The 17201-nt window shown below is 41.5% G+C and carries 16 protein-coding genes and 2 pseudogenes; 17 read left to right on the plus strand and 1 reads right to left on the minus strand.

From position 1 onward, the window contains the following. The 3 genes and pseudogenes from ACEYV4_RS05995 to ACEYV4_RS06005 all read left to right on the plus strand — a co-directional run. Nucleotides 1–178, plus strand: a pseudogene (locus ACEYV4_RS05995) (glutamine ABC transporter substrate-binding protein); the annotation flags it as partial. A gap of 1 nt (nucleotide 179) precedes the next feature. Beyond that, nucleotides 180–923, plus strand: a complete 744-nt coding sequence (locus ACEYV4_RS06000; protein WP_373842446.1) for an amino acid ABC transporter ATP-binding protein — start codon at nucleotides 180–182, stop codon at nucleotides 921–923. A 291-nt stretch (nucleotides 924–1214) separates the two neighbouring features. Then, nucleotides 1215–2567, plus strand: a complete 1353-nt coding sequence (locus ACEYV4_RS06005) for an amino acid permease (protein WP_373842447.1) — start codon at nucleotides 1215–1217, stop codon at nucleotides 2565–2567. 588 nt (nucleotides 2568–3155) lie between these two features. Here ACEYV4_RS06005 and ACEYV4_RS06010 read toward each other — a convergent pair. Then, nucleotides 3156–4145: an aldo/keto reductase gene (locus tag ACEYV4_RS06010; protein ID WP_373842448.1), complete on the minus strand. Its 990-nt coding sequence runs from the start codon at nucleotides 4143–4145 to the stop codon at nucleotides 3156–3158. A 472-nt stretch (nucleotides 4146–4617) separates the two neighbouring features. On the opposite strand from ACEYV4_RS06010, the gene ACEYV4_RS06015 reads away from it, so the two are divergent. From ACEYV4_RS06015 to ACEYV4_RS06080, 14 genes and pseudogenes are all read left to right on the plus strand, one after another. Beyond that, nucleotides 4618–5820 (plus strand): NupC/NupG family nucleoside CNT transporter, encoded by a 1203-nt coding sequence (locus ACEYV4_RS06015; RefSeq protein WP_373842449.1) that lies wholly within the window; start codon nucleotides 4618–4620, stop codon nucleotides 5818–5820. 77 nt (nucleotides 5821–5897) lie between these two features. Beyond that, a complete protein-coding gene (gene rihC / locus ACEYV4_RS06020; RefSeq protein ID WP_373842450.1) occupies nucleotides 5898–6812 on the plus strand; it encodes a ribonucleoside hydrolase RihC in 915 nt (304 codons plus the stop codon). A gap of 134 nt (nucleotides 6813–6946) precedes the next feature. Continuing rightward, entirely contained in the window at nucleotides 6947–7834 is an 888-nt protein-coding gene (locus ACEYV4_RS06025) for a 3-hydroxyacyl-CoA dehydrogenase (protein ID WP_373842451.1), read from the plus strand. 18 nt (nucleotides 7835–7852) lie between these two features. Then, entirely contained in the window at nucleotides 7853–8743 is an 891-nt protein-coding gene (locus ACEYV4_RS06030; RefSeq protein ID WP_373842452.1) for a 3-hydroxyacyl-CoA dehydrogenase, read from the plus strand. 194 nt (nucleotides 8744–8937) lie between these two features. Continuing rightward, the gene (gene rsmG, locus ACEYV4_RS06035; RefSeq protein WP_373842453.1) at nucleotides 8938–9663 is read left to right on the plus strand and encodes a 16S rRNA (guanine(527)-N(7))-methyltransferase RsmG; all 726 of its coding nucleotides are present in this window, start codon (nucleotides 8938–8940) and stop codon (nucleotides 9661–9663) included. A 21-nt stretch (nucleotides 9664–9684) separates the two neighbouring features. Beyond that, nucleotides 9685–10602, plus strand: a complete 918-nt coding sequence (locus ACEYV4_RS06040) for a nucleoid occlusion protein (RefSeq protein ID WP_373842454.1) — start codon at nucleotides 9685–9687, stop codon at nucleotides 10600–10602. Between the two features lie 12 nt (nucleotides 10603–10614). After that, nucleotides 10615–11385, plus strand: coding sequence for a ParA family protein (locus ACEYV4_RS06045; protein ID WP_373842455.1), 771 nt, complete (start codon nucleotides 10615–10617; stop codon nucleotides 11383–11385). Continuing rightward, nucleotides 11372–12259 carry a ParB/RepB/Spo0J family partition protein gene (locus ACEYV4_RS06050; RefSeq protein ID WP_373842456.1) on the plus strand — a complete coding sequence of 296 codons (888 nt, stop codon included), beginning with the start codon at nucleotides 11372–11374 and terminating at the stop codon, nucleotides 12257–12259. The genes ACEYV4_RS06045 and ACEYV4_RS06050 overlap by 14 nt, the downstream gene beginning before the upstream one ends. 11 nt (nucleotides 12260–12270) lie before the next feature. Beyond that, a complete protein-coding gene (locus tag ACEYV4_RS06055) occupies nucleotides 12271–12471 on the plus strand; it encodes a DUF951 domain-containing protein (protein WP_373842457.1) in 201 nt (66 codons plus the stop codon). A gap of 83 nt (nucleotides 12472–12554) precedes the next feature. Continuing rightward, nucleotides 12555–13652, plus strand: coding sequence for a redox-regulated ATPase YchF (ychF, locus tag ACEYV4_RS06060; protein ID WP_373842458.1), 1098 nt, complete (start codon nucleotides 12555–12557; stop codon nucleotides 13650–13652). 38 nt (nucleotides 13653–13690) lie between these two features. Then, entirely contained in the window at nucleotides 13691–14458 is a 768-nt protein-coding gene (locus tag ACEYV4_RS06065) for a DUF1129 domain-containing protein (RefSeq protein ID WP_373842459.1), read from the plus strand. A 303-nt stretch (nucleotides 14459–14761) separates the two neighbouring features. Continuing rightward, nucleotides 14762–15439, plus strand: a complete 678-nt coding sequence (gene deoC / locus ACEYV4_RS06070) for a deoxyribose-phosphate aldolase (protein WP_373842460.1) — start codon at nucleotides 14762–14764, stop codon at nucleotides 15437–15439. A 35-nt stretch (nucleotides 15440–15474) separates the two neighbouring features. Next, nucleotides 15475–16668 (plus strand): phosphopentomutase, encoded by a 1194-nt coding sequence (locus ACEYV4_RS06075; protein WP_373842461.1) that lies wholly within the window; start codon nucleotides 15475–15477, stop codon nucleotides 16666–16668. 21 nt (nucleotides 16669–16689) lie between these two features. Beyond that, nucleotides 16690–17201 (plus strand): annotated as a pseudogene (locus tag ACEYV4_RS06080) (hypothetical protein); the annotation flags it as partial.

Here is a 17201-nt window from a genome sequence, read left to right on the forward strand (position 1 = left end):
GAAAGATACTTCAATTCTTTCCGCAATTGGAGTTATGGAATTAACCGAGACCGGTACCGTTATTATTTCTCAGAACATGGAAGGATTTAGAATGTGGACAATCATTGCGGTGATCTACATTATTATCATTACCTTGTTGACCTGGTTATCGAATTACGTACAGAAGAGGATGAATTAACATGGACGCGCAATACAAGGTTCAAGTAAAAAATTTACACAAGAGTTACGGAAGCAATGAGGTCTTGCAAGGGGTTAACCTGAATGTTAAGCCTCAGGAAGTAGTCTGCATGATCGGTCCGTCTGGTTCTGGGAAATCGACCTTTCTGCGTTGCATTAACAAACTAGAAGAACCTAACAGTGGCCACGTCTATGTGGACGGATACGACATTGCTGATCCGAAGGTGGATATTAATAAGGTTCGACAAAATATTGGGATGGTCTTTCAGCATTTTAATCTTTTCCCTAATATGTCGGTGTTGGAGAATATCACCCTAGCACCAGTGCAATTGGGTAAAGAAAGCAAAACTGCAGCTAAGAAGGATGCATTGCACTATCTGGATTTAGTAGGCTTAAGGGAAAAGGCAAATGTTAATCCGCAGACGTTATCCGGTGGGCAGCAGCAACGGGTGGCAATTGCCCGGGCACTGGCGATGAAACCGGATGTGATGCTCTTTGATGAACCAACCAGTGCCTTGGATCCTGAAATGGTTGGTGACGTACTTGATGTCATGAAGAACTTGGCTAAGCAAGGGATGACGATGATTGTTGTCACCCACGAAATGGGCTTTGCTAAACAGGTCGCTGATCGAGTGGTTTTCTTTCATGATGGTAATATTCGGGAAACGGGAACGCCAGAACAAATCTTTGATCATCCTCAACACCCTGATACCCAGAATTTCTTGAATAAAGTTTTGAATGTTTGATCTCAAATTGAGAACAAAACTAGCTATATTATTATAATTGTTTGACTTTACTTGAAGAATCATTATAATGATAGTTAATTTCAAATTAATTGGTAAACAGAGAACCTGATGATTGCTGAGAGTTGGGACCAATTAAATGGCAGAAACGTGAAAAGGACGGTTCCTTTATCAACTTAAGAGGTAGCTAAATTGCTGCGAAAATGGGTGGAACCGCGTGTAAAACGTCCCTGGTACTTGGAAGAGTACCGGGGACGTTTTTCATTGCAGAAGTTTTCGTGAAAGGAGAATATTATGGACAAACAGCAACAGCAAAAATTGAAACGATCTTTGAAAAGTCGCCATGTGACAATGATTGCCATCGGTGGGGCCATTGGGACCGGACTGTTTTTAGGGTCTGGTTCGGCAATTCATCAAGCTGGCCCATCAATTATTCTTTCGTATTTAATCGTGGGAATCTTTTGCTTTTTCATGATGCGAGCATTGGGCGAATTAATTCTTGCTGACCCCACTAAACACTCTTTTATTGACTCAGTTGAAGAATACCTTGGCGACCGAATGGAATTTGTGGCTGGCTGGATGTACTGGGCTTGCTGGTTAACGTTAGCAATGGCCGATCTGACTGCAACCGGGATATATTTACGGTACTGGTTTCCTAATTTGCCACAATGGGTAGGACCGTTAGTAATTGTAACTTTATTGATGTTGGTAAATATGGTTAATGTCGGCCTTTTTGGAGAACTGGAGAGTTGGTTTGCGATGATTAAAGTATTAGCTATTGTAGCTTTGATTATTGTGGGGATTGTCTTAATCATTTGTCACTATTCAGTTGCTGGTCATTCGGTTACTTTAACCAACTTAGTTAATCATGGCGGCTTCTTTCCCACAGGCTTTTCGGGTTTTCTGATGTCTTTTCAAATGGTAGCTTTTGCCTTCGTAGGAATCGAAATGGTGGGCTTGACAGCTGGTGAAACAAAAGATCCAAACAAGGAGATCCCAAAAGCAATTAATACTCTTCCGGTTCGCATTGGTCTTTTTTATATTGGGTCAATGATTGCTTTAATGGCTATTTATCCATGGAACCAAATTAAGACGACGGTCAGTCCTTTTGTTCAGGTCTTCGCAGCAATTGGTGTTCCAGGAGCGGCAGCTGTTTTGAATTTTGTTGTATTGACCGCTGCTATGTCTGCAACGAATAGTGCTATCTTTAGTACCAGCCGTTCCCTTTATTCTTTAGCCCGGGGAGGTAATGCTCCTAAGTTATTTGGTGAACTAAGTCCTAAGGCGGTTCCTAGCAAGGCATTAACCTTTTCTTCTCTAGTCTTGTTTATTACGGTTATTTTAAATTACGTGATGCCGGCAGGTGTTTTTAGTATGATTGCCAGTATTTCCACGATTACCTTTATCTTTATTTGGTTAATTATTCTGTGGACGCATATCCAGTATCGACGGCGCCATCCGGTGGGAGTCCGTTTCTTTAGGATGCCAGGATACCCGTTAACTAGTTGGCTAACGATTGCCTTTTTCCTCGTAGTTTTAATAATTCTGCTTTTTATTAAAGCAACTCGATTGCCATTAATTATCACTACCGCAATTTTTGCAATTTTAGCGCTAGGTTATGGATTACGGCCGCAAAAAGAAAAATGAAATTTTGATTAATTATAGTAAGCAAAAGTTGTTAAATTAGTTTAAAATTAGCCTTTTAAAACGTTAAAGCTAATTAAATTGTCTAAGTTATGGAAACGCGATCAAAGCCGTCATACCGCCGTTTGTTTGAACTTTTAACAGCAAGCTACTATACTATAAGTGTGGAAAGATGATTGGCCCTTTTGATACGAACATCTTCTCATAATAAACTACTTTGAAGCTAGTTAATTAAAATGGCTTTACATGATAATTAACAACACCCCACTCCACATGAAACGCTTTAGTTTCCTTGAAAAGTATGTTAGCTAAAATTAGTGGCCATATCTACAACCTAAATGATAATAAGCTATAAAGGGTTCTTCACATAGGCGAAAGAACTGCAGATAAAGACACAATAACGGATCTTGATACAATAATTAATTGGTCAACATCTTTCCATGCGGAAGCGCGGAGACAATCAAATGTCTCCGCTTTTTTAGTATTAAAAAGATGGGAAATAATCGCTACTAGTTGAGAGTAAAAATTCGTTAGCTCATTACTAGTTAATTTTGCGGTTATTTTCCACTTATTTATTTCCTGGGAAATAAGTTAATCGGGATCAGCAAGTGACTTTCCGCTGGTAGTATTTTTAAAACCAGCAAAGGCCTGATTAATAATTTGATATTCTTCAGTACTCAATGTGATCTTCATTGCCTGAGCGTTGGCCTTAACTTGTTCGGCGTGCTTAGCTCCTGGAATGACAACCGAGATCAATGGGTTTTGGATGTACCATGCTAAAACAACTTGAGCAACAGTTGCTTGATGAGCAGCAGCAATTGGACGAATGATATCAACCGCTTGACGGGCTTGACTAAATCGTGGCTCTTGAAAATCCGCAATTTGACTCCGAATATCATCAGCCGGGAAGTCAACATGGTGATCATATTTGCCGGTTAATAATCCAGAGGCTAAAGGAAAGTATGGTACAAAGCTAATCTGGTGATCATGAAGGTAGTCAAGCATACCCTCAGTCAAGTGGTCCTGATGAAGAAGGCTGAATTCATCTTCAACGACATCAACATAACTGTCAGCGTTAGCTTCCTTAATTTGGTCAAGACTAAAGTTTGAGATTCCAATCGCCCGGATTTTACCGGCTTCTTTGAGCCTTTGCAATGCCCCTACTGCTTCAGCTTTTGGAGTGTCGTGATCTGGAAAATGAATGTAAAAGATATCAAGGTAATCAGTTTGTAATCGTTGCAAGCTCTGGTCGACCTGCTTGGTTAAGAATTCTGGACGATTATTAATTACTTGTTGACCACTTGAAAAATCTTGGGCACCTTTAGTAGCGACGACAACCTTACTGCGGTCATAGTCTTTTAGTACTTGGCCAACTAATTCTTCAGAATGGCCGAGGCCATAGACGTATGCAGTGTCAAGGAGTGTGATTCCGTTATCGAGACCAGCACGAACAAGGGCTCGTCCATCTTCATCCTTTAAGTCAGGGAAAAGATTATAACCCCCAACCGCATTGGTACCGAGGCCTAATGGAGTAGCGTAGACATCAGAATGCCCAATTTGTACTAATTTTGATTTATCCATTGTAATTTGCTCCTTTCGTAAGCGCTTTCCTACCGCTACTGTAATTATATCTTAATTATCAAGTAAACGAAATAATCTGATTATTTCGTTATCAATATTGATCAATTTAAGGGGAATTATTATAATAAAGTTCCTTGGCAGGGGCGGAGAAATTGTCATCAAAAGGTGATAATTTCTCTTATTTTATTGTGAATGTTTGTTAGCGCTTGCAAAAACTTTAAATTGCTTGTGAAATAATAATTTTACTAGGATGGATAGTGATAAATACCGAAGGTAAAACGTTATAGCGATTTCATTTTTAATATAAACAACCCCATTTCACAAATGCCGTTATAATTTCTTCTTTACAGCAGGGAATATTTAAGATATTCTAAAGATGTCGCAAAGTTGACCCAGCGAACAAAGCAATTATTTTCGATTTTTAGTAGTGCGTGGTCAACAAGGTTTATTTATATTTTTAAGGGGTGTAAACATGTATCTCGCAATCAATATTTTGGGACTGATTGTTTTCCTCGCGATTGGTTGGCTCTTCTCTAAAGACCGTAAAGCCATCAATTGGAAGACGGTTGGTATTATGATTGTTATCAACTTAATCCTGGCATGGTTCCTAACGGGTTCCTCCGCAGGTCGTGCCGGTGTTAAGGCTGCCGCTGACGGTTTCGTTTGGATCGTTGACGTATCCGCTAAAGGGACTGTCTTTGCATTAGGTGCTTGGTACAATACTAAGAACATGAACTTCATCTGTTCTGCATTGATGCCAATCCTGATGATTGTTCCGCTGTTCGATATCTTGACTTACATTGGCTTCTTGCCATGGATCATCAAGTGGATCGGACGTGGGCTTTCCTACATTACTGGTCAACCGAAGTTTGAATCTTTCTTCGCTGTTGAAATGATGTTCTTAGGAAACACTGAAGTACTGGCCGTTTCTGGTATGCAGATTCGGAAGATGAGTAAGGAACGTAACTTAACTTTGGCTATGATGTCAATGTCTTGTGTTACCGCTTCTATTCTTGGTTCATATATCTTAATGATGCCTGGTCAGTACATTTTGACAGCTGTTCCAATCAACATTATGAACGCATTGATTGCGACTAGTATGTTGAACCCAGTTAATGTTGCTCCAGAAGACGACACAATTGAAAAAGTTAGTGCTACTGATAACGGTAAGAAGGAACCATTCTTCAGTTTCTTGGGTGACTCCATCTTGGGTGCTGGTAAACTGATTCTGATTATTATCGCTAACGTTGTTGCTTTCGTTGCCTTAGCTGCCCTGATTGATAAGATCTTAGCCTTGTTCTGGAAGCCATTGTCTTTGGAAAGCATTCTGGGTGTTATCATGTTCCCATTCTCCTGGTTACTTGGCCTGCCAGTACACCAGGCATGGATGCTCTCCCAGGATATGGGAATGAAGTTGGTTACGAACGAATTCGTTGTTATGGGTAAGGTTTCTGGTGTAATTAACCACTATCCAGAACACTTAAAAGCCGTTCTAACTACCTTCGTTACATCTTTTGCTAACTTTGGTACTTTAGGTATGATTATTGGTTGTTTCAAAGGCCTAGCAAGCAAGGAAGATAATGATTACATTGCTTCTAACATTGGTTACCTCTTACTTTCCGGTATTTTGGTATCACTATTGTCAGCTGCCTTTGTTGGTCTGTTTGTTTGGTAAAATTGAAAAGCAGCTATGAAGGCTGCTTTTTTTAACCATTATTTCGTAAACGCTTGCATTTTGAGGAGGAAATAATTATGGCTACGAAGATTATTATGGACACTGATCCTGGAATTGATGATGCTGCCGCTTTGACGATGGCTATTAATGATCCAGCCATTGACTTGAAGTTGGTAACTGCGGTTGCCGGAAACGTTACTGTTGATAAAACGACGACTAACGCATTAAAGATTGTTCACTTCTTTGGTAAGGATAAAGAAATCCCGGTAGCCGCTGGAGCTGAACAGCCATTGATTAAACCATTTGAAGATGCTGCTCGAATTCACGGTGAGTCTGGTATGCCTGGTTATGACTTTGGTGACGACTATGGTAAACCAATTAATAAGACCGCGGTTGAGGCACTACACGATGCTATCATGGCCGAAGATGAAATTACCTTGGTACCAACTGGTTCTTATACCAATATTGCTTTACTGTTTAGTGAATATCCAGAGGTTAAGAGTCACATTAAGAAGATCGTGGCCATGGGTGGTTCCTTGTCTGGTGGTAACATGACCAGTTGTGCCGAATTTAATGTCTTCACTGATCCAGATGCTGCCCGGATTATGTATAATGCTGGTATTCCAATTGTAACGGTTGGCTTGGATGTTACTTTGAAGGCTTTGCTGACTAAGGAAACAATTGAAAAATTGGGAACGATGAACGAAACCGGGAAGATGTTACACGGCCTGATTACCCATTATAATGATGGAACAGCTGCAGGACGGCCAATGCATGACGTTAACACAATCTTCTACTTGCTGCACCCCGAAGCCTTCACAACTAAGAAGATGTGGGTTGATGTTCAGACTTCTGGTCCAGCCATTGGTGCTTTGGTTGGTGATATCCGTGGTGCTTATCATGATGGTAAGACCAATGCTGAAGTCTGTGTAGATATTGATGCTAAGTACTTCAATAAGTGGTTCCTAGAAGAAGTTAGCAAGATGAAATAGTAAGCTTGATAAAAGAGAAAATTGACTAAAGAGGTCAATTTTCTCTTTTTGTTTACTTTAGCTAAACTTGAAAGCGCTTTTATGATAAACTTAAAGAGGTAGATTGTTAAAACATTCACTAAGGAGTTGGTATTATGACTTTTCGGAACGTTACCGTTGCCGGAACTGGGGTCTTAGGTAGCCAGATTGCCTATCAGACGGCCTTGAACGGCTTCAAAGTAATTGCTTATGACTTGGACATTGAAGCAGCAAAAAAGCGGATTCTCGCGCTAAGAGACAGTTATAAACATGATCTGGGCTTAAGTGATGAGGAATTCCAAACCGGCTTTAATAATTTAACCTTCACTACTGACCTTAAAACAGCTGTTAGCGATGCGGATTACGTAATTGAAGCATTGCCAGAGCGGTTAGATATTAAGGAAAAGTTCTACCAGCAGTTATCAAAAGTAGCTCCAGCAAAGACAATCTTTGCCAGCAACTCTTCAACTATGGTTCCAAGTCAACTGGTTAAATATGTTGATCGACCGACAAAGTTTCTTCATATGCACTTTGCTAATATGATTTGGAAATGTAATGTGGCCGAGATTATGGGTACTGATCAGACGGATCCGGCTGTCTTTCAAGCGGTAGTTGACTTTGCGCATGACATTAAGATGGTGCCAATTGAGATTCATAAGGAACAACCTGGTTATGTCCTAAACTCATTGTTGATTCCATTCGTGGTCAGTGCTTTGAACTTATGGGTGAAGGGTGTAGCTGACCCCGAGACGGTTGATAAGGATTGGATGATTTCAACCGGCGCACCAGTTGGACCTTTTGCCATGTTGGATGATGTTGGGTTACGGACAGTTAAAAATATTGTACTAGGTCTTTACCAAACTCGTCATACCGAATTATTCAAGCAAATTGCTGATAAACTGCAACCGATGATTGATGCTGGCAAGACTGGAACAACTGATGGTGCTGGCTTCTACCAATATCCACATCCAGCATATCGTGACCCTGAATTTTTGAAGAAATAGGTTGATGAGGTGATATTTATGGCTTTTAAGAAAATAACGGTTGCTGGTGCTGGAGTATTAGGCAGTCAGATTGCTTATCAGATTGCTTTAAGTGGCTTTCAAGTAACTGTTTATAATCATCATATTGATACTGCAACTCGGCGGATTAAGGCATTGAAGGAAGACTATCAGCGTGATATGAAGCTTACTGATGCGCAGTTTCAAGCCGGACTAGATAATATTGTTAAGGTTACTACTGATTTGAAAGAAGCAGTTGCTGATGCCGATTACGTCATTGAAGCTTTACCAGAATCATTAGATCTAAAGGAAAAGTTTTATCAAGAGCTGTCAAAAGTAGCTCCGGCAAAAACTGTCTTTGCAAGTAATTCCTCGTCTTTTATTCCAAGTCAATTAGTAAAGTACGTTGACCGACCAACGAAGTTTCTTCACATGCACTTTGCTAATAAGATTTGGAAGTTCAATGTTGCAGAAATTATGGGAACCGATCAGACTGATCCAAAAGTTTACCAAGAAGTAGTTGACTTTGCTCGAGCTATTAAGATGGTACCAATTGAAGTACATAAGGAACAGCATGGTTATGTTCTCAATGCGGTTTTAATGCCATTAATTGGGGCAGCACTCCAACTGTGGGCAAATGGAGTTTCTGACCCTGAAACCATTGATAAAGATTGGATGATTTCTACTAATTCACCAATGGGACCATTCATGATTCTTGATATGGTAGGCTTGCGAACACCATTACAGATGGAAGAGAATCTGGCTCAGTCTACTGACCAACCAATTCATCAACGAATCGCTGACAAATTGAAGACGATGGTAGATGCTGATCATGTCGGTCAAGAGTCAGGACAAGGCTTCTACCAAGATCCACATCCAGCTTTTGAAGATCCGGAATTCTTGAAGAAGTAAAATAATTAAAGCATCTTCACCGAAGCGACTAGGGAGAAAATATTTTCTCGCTGGCCGCTTCTTATTTTTTATAAATTATTTCCCAGGAAATATTGGTTAGGCGATTTGCTATGATGGTTGAAACCAAGACTATTTTACGGTACAGTAAAAGGGTACGTGAAACAATTGTTGTTTCACGAAAGGAGCTAAAATAGATGAACCCTGAACAATTTCAGCAACGGTTAGCTGATCATGGAATCAAGTTAACCACTGCTCAAATGGAACAATTTGCTAAGTATTATCAATTGTTAATCACGGCTAACCACCACGTTAACTTAACTCGAATTACAGATGAAAAGGAAGTTTACCTTAAGCATTTTTATGATTCGATTATTGGTGCATTGGCCGAGCCGCGTTTGCAAACCGCTGCATTAACCCTTTGCGATATTGGGGCGGGTGCTGGCTTTCCATCACTACCATTAAAAATTGCCTTTCCACAGTTAAAAGTAACTATTGTGGATTCACTAAATAAACGTATTAAGTTTTTGGAAGAATTGGTAGATCAACTTGGCCTAACTGCTGTTCGCCTGATTCACGATCGAGCCGAAAATTTTAGTGCTAAGAAAAGTTCTCACCGAGAAGTATTTGATGTAGTGACGGCGCGGGCCGTTGCTCGCTTGTCTGTGTTAAGCGAATTGTGCCTGCCAGCGGTTAAAGTTGGTGGCGAGTTTATTGCTTATAAAGCTTTGGCAGCACCGACAGAACTGGCACAAGCCCAGGTAGCTATCCAAAAACTCGGCGGTCAGGTTCGACAGACGGTAAAATTACTTCTGCCAAAGATCAACGAAGAACGTAATATTATTATGATTGATAAAATAGCACCAACACCGGCTAGGTATCCGCGGCGTCCAGGCGTACCAAACAAAAAGCCAATTCAATAATAGGTAAGGGGGAGTAGTTTTATGCCATTTTCGCTGTTTAATTTTGGTAAGAGTGAATCTAATAATAGTAAAAATAAGGTTGTCAATATTAAACTTGATCAAATTGTGCCTAATCGTTATCAACCACGAAAGGTTTTTGACCAGGATGGGCTTCGTGAATTAGCCCATACAATTGAAGAACATGGATTGTTGCAACCAATTGTCTTGCGAGAATATGAACCAGCTAAATACGAAATTATCGCTGGTGAACGCCGCTTTCGGGCAATGAAAATGCTAAATTGGGAAACTGCACCAGCAATTCTACGAAAGATGACGGATGAGGAAGCTGCTTCTCTGGCGCTAGTTGAGAACCTTCAACGAGCACAGCTGAGTTCAGTCGAAGAGGCTCAAGCCTACCGGCAATTGATGGATCTTAACCATTTAACACAGGCGGCGCTGGCTAAGGGAATGGGTAAGAGTCAGTCCTTTGTGGCAAATAAATTACGCCTTTTAAAATTAATTACGCCGGTGCAAACGGCCATCCTTGATCATCGTATTTCGGAACGGCATGGTCGGGCCCTATTGGACCTCAACGAAAAGCAGCAGCGAACCATGTTAATGCGAATTGTCAACGAACATTTAACCGTTCGACAGACAGAAGATGAAGTAGCTAAGTTGCTTGGCCGCCCAATTCCATCCGTTGTCGCTAAACAGAAGGCAGCGGCTCGAGAAACAGCTAAGCAGGCATCAACTTCAACTAAAGCGAAAAAAGCCCGGAACAAAAAACGGGGTAAGAAGACTACCAAGTCCGCTAAGAAAGTTACGGATGGTCGAATTGCCCTAAACACGATTAAAAAATCGATTAAGTTGGCAACCGCTAATGGATTTAGGCTTACCACACACGAAAAGAATACTAAGGATGCTTATCAAATTACCATTGAAATTCCAAAGCAGCAGTGAGGAGGCAGCAAAATGGCGACAGTAATTGCCTTAGCCAATCAAAAGGGTGGCGTAGGGAAAACCACCACAAGTGTTAATTTAGGGGCGTGCCTTGCTGATCTGAAGCAGCGGGTTCTTCTGATTGATTTGGATCCCCAGGGTAATGCGACTAGCGGATTAGGAATTGAAAAACGTAACATTAAAAAGAGCGTCTATGATGTTCTCATCAATGACGTTCCGCTTAAGGAGGTTATCCAGCCATCTAGTCACCCGGGTTTAGATATCGCCCCAACGACGATTGCTTTGTCTGGTGCCGAAGTAGAGCTTACCAACTTAATGGCTCGGGAAACGCGATTAAAAGACGCCTTTGGGGATATTCGTAATCATTATGATTTCATCTTGATAGATTGTCCGCCATCGTTAGGGCTCTTGACAATTAATGCTTTTACGGCGGCAGACTCAATCTTGATTCCCGTGCAAAGTGAGTATTATGCCTTGGAAGGGTTAAGTCAATTACAAAATACGATTAACTTAGTTCGCAAACACTTCAATCCCGATATGAAGATTGAGGGGGTACTTTTAACCATGTATGATCGACGAACTAACCTTGGTCAACAGGTCAATGCAGAAGTACAAAAAGCTTTTGGCAACTTAGTTTATCGAACAATTATTCCCCGTAATGTTCGCTTATCCGAAGCACCGAGTCATGGCTTAGCAATTGTGGATTATGATCGACGGTCGACAGGTGCACAGGTTTACCAACAGTTAGCGAAGGAGGTACTGGCAAAGCATGGCAAAGCGTAAGACAAATGCTCTGGGCCGTGGAATTGAAGCCCTTTTTGAAGAAAATTCGGTCACTGAACCAGCAACCACGGAGAGTGTACAGAAGATTCCATTAAGAGTGATTCGCACTAATCCTTACCAACCGCGTCGTACTTTTGATAAAACGGGCTTAGATGAACTAGCAGCTTCAATCAAGAAGTCGGGAGTCTTTCAACCAATTATTTTACGGCAGCCGGATCCTCAAGTGGAACGCTACGAGCTAGTTGCCGGTGAACGGCGATTTCGTGCTTCTAAAATTGCTAAACAATCGACTATCCCAGCGATTGTTCGAACAATGAGTGATGAACAAATGATGGAAGTGGCTGTTCTAGAAAATCTTCAGCGTGAAGACTTAACTCCCCTAGAAGAGGCCCAGGCTTACCAAACCTTGATGGATAAGCTTTCCTTGACTCAGGCTCAGGTAGCGGCTAAATTGGGCAAGAGTCGACCTTATATCGCTAATTATTTGCGACTGTTGGGCTTACCTACCCCTGTTAAGAAGGCATTGAATGCCGGTCAACTTTCAATGGGGCAAGCCCGGACAATCTTAGGACTGAAGAATAAACGTCAACTAACCAAGGTAGCTGAGCAGGCAGTCAAGCAAAACCTGACCGTTCGTCAACTGGAGAAATTAGTTGCTAAGATGAATGGCACCACCGTTAAAAAGAAGCATCGTCAAATTCGGCGTAAACCAGTTTATCTTCGGGAAGCTGAAAACCAACTCCAGAGTAAGTTTGGTACGAAGGTTGCGGTGGCTCCAAGCCGTAAAAAGGGAACCGGTAAAATTGAAATTCCGTATTCATCAACTGCTGATTTGACGCGTATTCTAGAATTGCTTAATATTTCATTGGATTAGGAGGGATTACATTGGCAACCTATGACAAAGGAGATATTGTAATGATGAAGAAGCCGCACCCCTGTGGAACTAACCGTTGGCAAATTACCCGGGTCGGTGCGGATATTAAGATTCAGTGCCAGGGTTGTGGCCACGTGGTGATGATGACCCGACAGAAATTTGATAAAGGCCTTAAGAAGGTCTTGGAACATGCTCACCAGGAAGGTCAATAAATTTTAATGTAAGTGTCCACAAAGTACTTTGGATAGCTTAAAATAAAAGTTGTCAATTATTTGAAAAGGAAAGTGAATTATTCATGTCATTAACTGCAGGAATTGTCGGCTTACCAAACGTCGGTAAGTCAACGCTGTTTAACGCAATTACTAAAGCGGGTGCTGAAATGGCTAACTACCCGTTTGCTACTATTGATCCAAACGTTGGGATGGTCGAGGTACCAGACAAACGACTCGACCGAATTAACGAATTGATTCCATCAAAGAAAATTGTTCCAACTACTTTCGAATTTACCGATATTGCCGGAATTGTAAAAGGTGCTAGTAAAGGTGAAGGACTTGGTAACAAGTTTCTAGAAAATATTCGTCAGACTGATGCAATTGTTCACGTGGTTCGGGCCTTTGATGATGACGATATTACCACGGTTTCTGGTAAGGTGGACCCGGTTGAAGATATTGATACTATTAACCTGGAGCTGATCATGGCCGACCTTGATGCCGTTAATAAGCGTTTGGGGAAGGTTCAGCGGGCTGCTAAAGGACGTGACAAGAAGGCTTTGGCGGAACTGGCAGTGCTGAACAAGATCAAGCCTGTCCTGGAAGCTGGTAAGAGTGCACGGTCCATTGATTTTTCTGATGATGAAAAGAAAATTGTTAAAGGCCTCTTCCTTTTAACTAGTAAGCCCGTCCTTTACGTAGCTAACATTTCTGAAGACGACATGGCTGATCCTGACCACAGCAAATACATGGCCGCTATTAAGAAACACGTCAAGGGTGACGGTGAAGTTATTGGTATTGCGGCAGCGGCTGAGGAACAGATTGCTGAAATGGATGACGCTGATAAGGCTGACTTTCTAGAAATGGAAGGAGTCAAAGAACCTGGTTTAAATCGGTTGATTCGGGCAGCTTATAAGCTCTTGGGACTGGAGACCTTCTTTACGGCTGGTGGCCCTGAAACACGTGCTTGGACCTTTAAGAAGGGAACTAAAGCTCCACAAGCTGCCGGAATTATTCACTCTGACTTTGAACGAGGTTTCATTCGAGCTGAAGTTATGAGCTTTGACGACCTGGACAAGCTTGGTTCAGCTGCCGCTGTTAAGGAAGCCGGCAAGCTCCGTTTGGAAGGTAAAGATTACGTCATGCAAGATGGCGATATTGTTAACTTCCGCTTCAATGTTTGATAAAACACGATAAAAAACGAAACGAGAGGAGCTTATTTGTGAGCGAAGAAAGAGCACGTAACGCTGCGGCCGGACAACGCCAAAAGCAGCATATTAAGGCCCAGCGTCAAGCCCAAGATAATACATTTAGCGAGTACCATTTAACTCGTAAGAATGAAGAATTTATGTACCAATTAAATAAGCAGTTGGACCGTCAAGGGGTAGCTAGTGAAAAGCAACCAGCTATGTTGAAGGAAACTGCTGAACAATTAGTTGCTGGGCAAAAGAAAGGTAAGACCGCCAAAACACTCTTTGGGACTCCAACGGACCGGGCTAAGGAGTTAAAACATCCTAAACCAAGTACCCAGCATATGACTAGACGCTCAATTAAATTATTAGCAATTGATAATACTTTAATCTTTCTGAGCATCTTCACTTTTATGTATTTCTTGATGTTCTGGCTGTCACCATTAGCAATGCGAAGCAGTCGAGCTGGAAGCAGTGGAATTACGGCAATCTTGCTGGTAGCGATTCTTGGTGGGATTTTGTATGGCTATGTCGCAATGCAGCTGCAACCAACTAGGAATAAAGATGGTAAATGGGTTCAAACTAAACCAATGTGGTTCCGAGTACTGACTGTTGCCTTTGGTTTAGTGGCTTGGTTAGCCGTCTATATGCTGGTTTCGTTATTGCCAAATATCGTCAACCCGCGGCTTAACCGGTGGGTCTACTTGATTATTGCGGTAGCAGCATTTGTTGGCGACATTGTTTACCGACGAAAGTATCACGTTACCGGTGGCTTTTATGGCAACCGTCGACGACGTTAATTAAATATTATAAATAGATCTCCAGAGTTTGATTTATTTGAGTTTTGGAGATCTATTTTGATTTAAAGTCAGGCTATGCTGGTAATTATTTAATTGCTGTAGCCTGACTCTTTTGTTTTTTGTAAAGATCACTACTGATCAAGCACTAGCATTAAATTATTAAACTATTAATTATATTAATTGCAAATTAACAGTATATAATCACTATGGAAAAATGTTCAAAAAATATATGGACAAACGTGCAAATAATTGTTAAACTATAAACGTATTCAAATGAAAACGCATTCAAAGGAGACATTACAGATGAAGTTAACACAAGCACAACTAGCTAAATACATGGATCACACAATGTTAAAGCCAGAAGCTACTGCTGAGATGATTGACCAAACAATTGCTGAAGCACGGAAGTACAATACCGCTTCTGTTTGCATTAACCCTTATTGGGTTCAACGGGTTCATAAAGGCTTAGCGGGGACTGATATTAATACTTGTACCGTAATTGGTTTTCCTCTTGGGGCTACTTCGACGGCCAGCAAGGTTTTTGAAGCTCAGCAGGCTATCCAAGATGGAGCCGATGAAATTGACATGGTAATTAACATTGGTGAATTAAAGGGTGGCAATGACCAAGCGGTTGAAGATGATATTCGAGCCGTTGCCGAAGCAACTCACGAAAAGGGCAAGTTGCTTAAGGTAATTATTGAAAACTGCCTATTAACTGATGACGAAAAAAAGCGTGCCTGTGAATTAACGGTTAAAGGCGGCGCTGACTTTGTTAAGACTTCTACTGGATTCTCTACTTCTGGTGCCAAAGTAGAAGACGTTAAATTGATGCGGGCAACTGTTGGCCCAGAGTTCAAGATTAAAGCTGCTGGTGGGATTCATAGCCTGGCCGAGGCTTATGGAATGATTGAGGCCGGTGCTAATCGCCTCGGGGTTTCTGCTTCTGTCAAAATTCTTGAAGAGGCAGGCCAACAAGATTAATTATTAGCGATAATCAATAAAATGGAGGGACAAAGATGGCTTATAAACGTGTATTTGTAATTGTAATGGACTCCGTTGGTACTGGTGCCGCTCACGATGCTGCTAAGTTTGATGATCTTGGTGCCGACACCCTGGGTCACGTTGGTGAATTTTATAAGGGTAACTTAAAACTGCCTAACTTGGCTAAGATGGGGATCAGCAATCTTCGTGACACTCCGATTGAAGGTGTACCGGTTGCCAATCCGGCCATTGGTGATTACGGCAAGATGGAAGAGATTTCTGCCGGTAAGGATAGCATGGATGGTCACTGGGAAATGATGGGACTGCCGGTTACTAAGCCATTATCAACTTTTCCAAACGGCTTTCCACAAGAAATTGTTGATAAATTAGAGAAGTTCTCTGGTCGTAAGGTAATTGTTAATAAGCCATATTCCGGTACAGAAGTTATTCATGATTATGGAGAACGGCAAATGAAAACTGGGGAGTTAATTCTTTATACTTCTGGTGATTCTGTAATGCAGATTGCTGCCCATGAAGACGTTATCCCGGTAAAGGAACTTTACAAGATCTGTGAATACGCCCGGACCCTAGTTAACGGTCCAAAGTACACAGTTGGACGAATTATCGCTCGACCTTACGTTGGCCCTGACAAAGATCATTTTACCCGAACTGCAAATCGTCATGACTTTAGCTTAAAGCCAATTGGCAAGACTGATATGGATCGGTTGCGTGAAGCAGGTTACGACGTGATCGGTATTGGTAAGATTAATGATATTTTCTCTGGTCAAGGAATTGATCGTGGTTACCATAACGAAAGTAACATGGACGGAATGGACCACGTGGACGAGGTTATGAAACAAGACTTTAATGGCTTCTGCTTCACTAACCTGGTAGATTTTGACGCCATGTATGGACACCGGCGTAACCCTAAAGGCTTTGGTCAGGCACTGATGGACTTTGACAAACGATTAGGGACCGTTTTAAAGGAAATGAAGCCGGATGACTTATTGATGATTACAGCTGACCATGGTAACGACCCTGGCTTCCGGGGCACCGACCATACTCGTGAAAACGTTCCGTTATTAGCTTATTCTCCATCCATGAATAAGACTAATCAGTCATTAGGATTGCGTAAGACCTTCTCTGACTTAGGAGCAACAATTCTAGATAACTTTAATGTTGCTAGTGTTCGAGGGACTAGCTTTTACAAGGAAATTAGTAATGACTAATTAGGAAGGGGGGAGGTTGCAATGCGAATGGTCGACATCATTGATGCTAAACGTAATGGCCAGACTTTAACAGACGAACAGTTGCAGTTTTTCATTGATGGTGTGGTTGATGGCACGATTCCTGATTATCAAACGAGTGCTCTTTTAATGGCAATTTATTTTCAAGGGATGACCAGTACAGAACAAACTAGCCTAACAATGAAAATGATGCATTCTGGAGAACAACTGAATCTCAGTCAAATTCCGGGAATCAAAGTCGATAAGCACTCAACCGGGGGTGTTGGTGACAAGGTTAGTTTGCCACTAGCAGCAATGGTGGCGGCAACCGGCATCCCAGTACCGATGATTTCTGGCCGGGGTCTTGGACATACTGGTGGAACCTTAGATAAGCTGGAAGCCATTCCAGGTTTTACCGCTGGTTTTGCTTCTAATTTGCGTAAAGATATGTTCTACAATATCCAAGACTATTCTTTTGAAAACATTGATAAGTTTTCAAGTTCCAGTTTAGTTACTCGTATGACCACGGATGTTAA

Origin of the sequence: Limosilactobacillus sp., from assembly GCF_041859915.1 — a bacterium.
Classification (GTDB): domain Bacteria; phylum Bacillota; class Bacilli; order Lactobacillales; family Lactobacillaceae; genus Limosilactobacillus.

Excerpts from the sequence above, each read along its gene's own strand:
- rsmG (WP_373842453.1), top strand. The coding sequence starts at position 8,938 with ATGAACCCTGAACAATTTCAGCAACGGTTAGCTGATCATGGAATCAAG.
- ACEYV4_RS06030 (WP_373842452.1), top strand. The coding sequence starts at position 7,853 with ATGGCTTTTAAGAAAATAACGGTTGCTGGTGCTGGAGTATTAGGCAGT.
- rihC (WP_373842450.1), top strand. The coding sequence starts at position 5,898 with ATGGCTACGAAGATTATTATGGACACTGATCCTGGAATTGATGATGCT.
- ACEYV4_RS06075 (WP_373842461.1), top strand. The coding sequence starts at position 15,475 with ATGGCTTATAAACGTGTATTTGTAATTGTAATGGACTCCGTTGGTACT.
- ACEYV4_RS06000 (WP_373842446.1), top strand. The coding sequence starts at position 180 with ATGGACGCGCAATACAAGGTTCAAGTAAAAAATTTACACAAGAGTTAC.
- ychF (WP_373842458.1), top strand. The coding sequence starts at position 12,555 with ATGTCATTAACTGCAGGAATTGTCGGCTTACCAAACGTCGGTAAGTCA.
- ACEYV4_RS06050 (WP_373842456.1), top strand. The coding sequence starts at position 11,372 with ATGGCAAAGCGTAAGACAAATGCTCTGGGCCGTGGAATTGAAGCCCTT.
- ACEYV4_RS06040 (WP_373842454.1), top strand. The coding sequence starts at position 9,685 with ATGCCATTTTCGCTGTTTAATTTTGGTAAGAGTGAATCTAATAATAGT.
- deoC (WP_373842460.1), top strand. The coding sequence starts at position 14,762 with ATGAAGTTAACACAAGCACAACTAGCTAAATACATGGATCACACAATG.
- ACEYV4_RS06045 (WP_373842455.1), top strand. The coding sequence starts at position 10,615 with ATGGCGACAGTAATTGCCTTAGCCAATCAAAAGGGTGGCGTAGGGAAA.
- ACEYV4_RS06015 (WP_373842449.1), top strand. The coding sequence starts at position 4,618 with ATGTATCTCGCAATCAATATTTTGGGACTGATTGTTTTCCTCGCGATT.
- ACEYV4_RS06010 (WP_373842448.1), bottom strand. The coding sequence starts at position 4,145 with ATGGATAAATCAAAATTAGTACAAATTGGGCATTCTGATGTCTACGCT.
- ACEYV4_RS06025 (WP_373842451.1), top strand. The coding sequence starts at position 6,947 with ATGACTTTTCGGAACGTTACCGTTGCCGGAACTGGGGTCTTAGGTAGC.
- ACEYV4_RS06005 (WP_373842447.1), top strand. The coding sequence starts at position 1,215 with ATGGACAAACAGCAACAGCAAAAATTGAAACGATCTTTGAAAAGTCGC.